We start from the raw sequence: 4,436 nt of genomic DNA on the forward strand, positions 1-4,436 counted from the left end.
ATTGGAACACCAAACGAAGGCAGAAACGACTTGAGGGACACACCCCGGAGGAATTCCGGAATATGTCCCTCACAGCCTGATCAGGTACCCTTAATAAACCACGTCCAACTTCCGGGGCGCAGTTCATGCAAAGGAACAAACCCCATTTTCATATAGGCATGCTTAACACACTGAACGTGTGATGATGCGTGCGGTAGCAAAGCGCGGAGCACGAAGGCGTACAAAGTACGTCGAGTGCTCCGTAACGAAGCTAACGCTCCATCATCACGCGTTCAGCGCTTTGGAGCCGATGTCGTGGCGATAGAACATGCCGTGCGTGTCGAGCGCGTCGATGATCTGATAGACCTTGTCCTGTGCGGCCTTGATGGAATCTGCGGAGGTTTCGACGAGAAGCACGCGGCCGGAGTCGGCGACGAGGCCGTGCTTGTCGTCGGAGGCGACGCCCGCGTAGTAGACGTGTGAATCGGCGTCCACGGTGATCTCGGGAATCGGGGCGCCCTTGATGACGTTCGTCGGGTAGCCCTTGGACGCGAGCACGACGCCGAGCGTCGCACCGTCGGTCTTCCACTCGAACGTCGGGGCTTCACCGTTGAGAATCGCGTTGATACCGGCGCCAAGATCGGAGGTCAGACGCGGCAGCACGACCTCGGTCTCCGGGTCGCCGAAGCGGGCGTTGAACTCGATGACCTTCGGGCCGTCGGCGGTGGCGATCAGGCCCGCGTACAGGATGCCGGTGAACGGCGTGCCTTCGGCGGCCATCGCCTCGACGGTGGGCTTGACGATCGTTTCAAGGGCCGTGTCGACCACGTCCTGGCCGATCTGCGGCACCGGGCTGTACGCGCCCATGCCGCCCGTGTTCGGGCCCTCGTCGTTGTCGTACGCGCGCTTGTGATCCTGCGAGATCGGCATCGGCCAGAACTCAGTGCCGTTCACGAAGCTCATGAGCGAGAACTCCTGGCCCTCGAGATAGTCCTCGATGACGACCTTGGCGCCCGCGTTGCCGAAGCGATGGTCGATGAAGATGTCGTCGAGCGCCTTGACGGCGGTGTCCTCGTCCATCGCGACGGTCACGCCCTTGCCGGCGGCCAGACCGTCGGCCTTGATGACGATCGGCGCGCCGTGCTCGTGCACGTAGGCGACGGCCGGCTCGAGCTCGTGGAACGTCTCGTACTTGGCGGTGGGGATGCCGTGACGCACCATGAGCTGCTTGGCGAAGTCCTTCGAGCCTTCGATCTGTGCGGCGGCCTTGGACGGGCCAAACGCCTTGATACCGGCGGCGGCGAACGCGTCCACGATGCCTTCGATCAGCGGAACCTCCGGGCCGACGAACACCCAGTCGTAGCCGTTGTCCTTCACGAAGTCGATGAGCGCGGCGTGGTTGGAGGAGCCGAGCGAGACGACGCGGATGCCGTCGAGCGCCATGCCCGGGTTGCCCGGGGCGACGGTGACCTCGTCGACGCTGCCGCCACGCAGCAGGGCGTGCGCGATCGCGTGCTCACGGGCGCCGGAGCCGATGACCAGAACCTTCTGTCCCATTGTTGATAAGTCCTTTCGTGTCTGACATGTCAGTGGCTCCCCTCACGGAGGGGAGCCACAAAAAACGGGAAGTTACTTGAGTGCGATCTGCGTGCCGTCGGTGTCCGGCGTGATCTTGCCGATCACATAGCCGGCTTCGCCGTTGGCCTTGAGCAGTTCGAGCGTCTCGTCGGCGCGCTCGGCCGGAACGGCCAGCACCATGCCGATGCCCATGTTGAAGATGTTGTACATCTCCATGTGGTCGATCTCGCCGGCCTTCTCGAGCACGTCGAAGATCGGCAGCACCGGCCACGAGCCGAGGTTGATCTCAGCCGCGAGGCCGTCGGGGATCATGCGCGGCACGTTCTCGATGAAGCCGCCGCCGGTGATGTGCGCGACGCCCTTGACCACGCCCGCCTTGAACAGGGGAGCGAGGGCCTTCACGTAGATCTTGGTCGGGGTGAGCAGCACGTCGCCGAGCTTCGCGCCGTCGAGTTCGTCCAGCTCGGTGTCGACGGTGTAGCCGGCCTGTTCGAACAGGGCCTTGCGCACGAGGGAGAAGCCGTTGGAGTGTACGCCGGTGGACGGCAGGCCGATGAGCACGTCGCCGTCGGTGATGATCGAGCCGTCGACGATGGCGGACTTCTCGGCCACGCCGACCGCGAAGCCGGCCAGATCGTACTCGTCCTCATCGTACATGCCCGGCATTTCGGCGGTCTCGCCGCCGATCAGGCCAGCGCCGGCCTGCACGCAGCCGTCCGCGACGCCCGCGACGACCTGCTCGAGCAGCGCCGGATCGTTCTTGCCGCACGCGATGTAGTCGAGGAAGAACAGCGGTTCGGCGCCTTGCGCGGCGATGTCGTTGACGCACATGGCCACGCAGTCGATGCCGATGGTGTTGTGCTTGTTCGCCAGCTTGGCGACGACGAGCTTGGTGCCCACGCCGTCGGTGCCGGAAATCAGCACCGGCTCCTGGTAGCCGAGGGAGGCGAGATCGAACAGGCCGCCGAAGCCGCCGATGCCGCCCACCACACCCGGACGGTTGGTGCGGGCGACGTGCGACTTGATGCGCTTGACGACCTCGTAGCCGGCTTCGACGCTCACTCCGGCGTTCTCATAGGCTTTGGGCATGACGAACCTTTCTATACTTCTTTTCTTGTGGAAATCTGGATGGCTGACCGATAAACGGAGTTACTTGGTCGGATCGACGGTGGCGTACTCGTTGCCCTCGTACTTGCTCTTGTAGAGCGCGAACTCGGGCAGACGCACACGATCCTCGGGGGTGAGCGACTTGAGGAAATCGTCCTCGTAGTCGTCCAGTGCGGTCGGATAGTCGCCGTTGAAGTACGCGACGCACAGACCGCCGTACGGGGCGTCCGCGCCCAGTCCGATCGACTCGACCAGACCGTCGAGCGAAAGGAATGCGAGCGAGTCGGCGCCGATGTAGTCGCGGATCTCCTCGACGGACTTCTTCGCGGCGATCAGCTCCTTGGTCGTCGAGATGTCGATGCCGTAGAAGCACGGGTACTTGAGCGGCGGCGAGCTGATGCGCATGTGTACCTCGGCCGCGCCGGCCTCCTTGAGCAGCTGCACGATGCGCTTTGAGGTGGTGCCGCGCACGATCGAATCGTCGATCACGATCACGCGCTTGCCCTTGACCACGCCGCGCACGGCGGACAGCTTCATGCGCACGCCCTGCTCGCGCAGCTCCTGCGTCGGCTGGATGAACGTGCGGGCGACGTACTGGTTCTTGATCAGGCCCATCTCGTTCGGCAGATGCGCGGCCTCCGCGTAGCCGGACGCGGCCGACAGCGATGAGTTCGGCACGCCGATGACCATGTCGGCCTCGACCGGGGATTCCGCGGCCAGACGCGCGCCCATGCGCTTGCGTGCAGAGTGCACGTTCACGCCGTAGATGTCGGAGTCGGGGCGGGCGAAGTAGATGAATTCCATCGAGCAGATCGCCAGCTGCGTCTTGTCGGTGTACTGGACGATCTTGTAGCCGTGATCGGAGACGACGATGATCTCGCCGGGGCGGATGTTGCGCACGAGCTCAGCGCCGACCACGTCGAGCGCGCAGGTCTCGGAGGCGAGCACATACGCGCCGTTCTTCATGCGGCCCAGCGAGAGCGGGCGGAAGCCGTTCGGGTCGAGCGCGCCGATCATCGCGTTTTCGGTCATGAGCAGGTACGCGAAGCCGCCGTGCACGGTGTTGAGCGCCTCCTTGAGCTTGTCCATGAAGGTCGGCTTGGTGGAGCGGCGGATAAGGTGCATGAGCACTTCGGTATCGGAGTTCGAGTGGAAGATCGCGCCTTCGTCCTCGAGATTGCGGCGCAGCGACGGGCAGTTGGTGAGGTTGCCGTTGTGGCACAGGGCCATGTCGCCGTCGTGGAAGCGGAAGATGAACGGCTGGATGTTGTCGGTGGTGCCGGAGCCGGCGGTGGCGTAACGCACATGGCCGATGGCCTTGTCGCCCTTGAGCCGCGCGATCTCGCGCTCGTCGCCGAACACCTGGGTCAAGAGGCCCAGTCCGCGGTGGCCGATGAGATGGCCGTTGTCGTTCGAGACGATGCCGGCGCCCTCCTGGCCGCGATGCTGGAGTGCGTGGAGTCCGAAATAGGTGAGACGGGCGGCGTCAGGGTGGCCCCACACGCCGAAAATGCCGCATTCTTCGTGGATATCTTCGAGTTCAGCCGACAAGCCAAGCTCCTTCCGAACCATAGGAGACAGGGGATTTCACTAGCAATCCAGCTTACCAATTGCCGGCTACATCAGCCTGTTCACAAGGTTCGGCGACCGTGTTTGTTGTTTTGATGGATGGGTTGGTATGACGAGAGGCTTCTAGGCAGAATGGGTGGTGCCTTAAACCTAACCGTTCTAGCGAAGGAGCCTCCGTGGTCAAGGGTAGCAGTGTTAGTGTG

Annotated in this window: 4 protein-coding genes; 1 reads left to right on the forward strand and 3 read right to left on the reverse strand. The window is 63.5% G+C overall.

Translation table 11 applies throughout. From position 1 onward, the window contains the following. Positions 1–80 (forward strand): IS3 family transposase (locus JS541_RS14445; protein WP_214305358.1); only part of this gene is annotated, 80 nt, incomplete at its 5' end. 184 nt (positions 81–264) lie between these two features. Here the strand turns inward: JS541_RS14445 and purD are convergent. The 3 genes from purD to purF all read right to left on the reverse strand — a co-directional run bounded on the left by purD (position 265) and on the right by purF (position 4,215). Next, positions 265–1,536: a phosphoribosylamine--glycine ligase gene (purD, locus tag JS541_RS14450; protein WP_214375188.1), complete on the reverse strand. Its 1,272-nt coding sequence runs from the start codon at positions 1,534–1,536 to the stop codon at positions 265–267. Between the two features lie 72 nt (positions 1,537–1,608). Next, positions 1,609–2,646, reverse strand: coding sequence for a phosphoribosylformylglycinamidine cyclo-ligase (gene purM, locus JS541_RS14455; RefSeq protein WP_214375189.1), 1,038 nt, complete (start codon positions 2,644–2,646; stop codon positions 1,609–1,611). Positions 2,647–2,706: 60 nt separating this feature from the next. Further along, positions 2,707–4,215 (reverse strand): amidophosphoribosyltransferase, encoded by a 1,509-nt coding sequence (purF, locus tag JS541_RS14460; RefSeq protein WP_214375190.1) that lies wholly within the window; start codon positions 4,213–4,215, stop codon positions 2,707–2,709. Between the last annotated feature and the right edge of the window lie 221 nt (positions 4,216–4,436).

Origin of the sequence: Bifidobacterium sp. SO1 (assembly GCF_018555335.1) — a bacterium.
Taxonomy (GTDB): domain Bacteria; phylum Actinomycetota; class Actinomycetes; order Actinomycetales; family Bifidobacteriaceae; genus Bifidobacterium; species Bifidobacterium simiiventris.

Excerpts from the sequence above, each read along its gene's own strand:
- purD (WP_214375188.1), bottom strand. The coding sequence starts at position 1,536 with ATGGGACAGAAGGTTCTGGTCATCGGCTCCGGCGCCCGTGAGCACGCG.
- purM (WP_214375189.1), bottom strand. The coding sequence starts at position 2,646 with ATGCCCAAAGCCTATGAGAACGCCGGAGTGAGCGTCGAAGCCGGCTAC.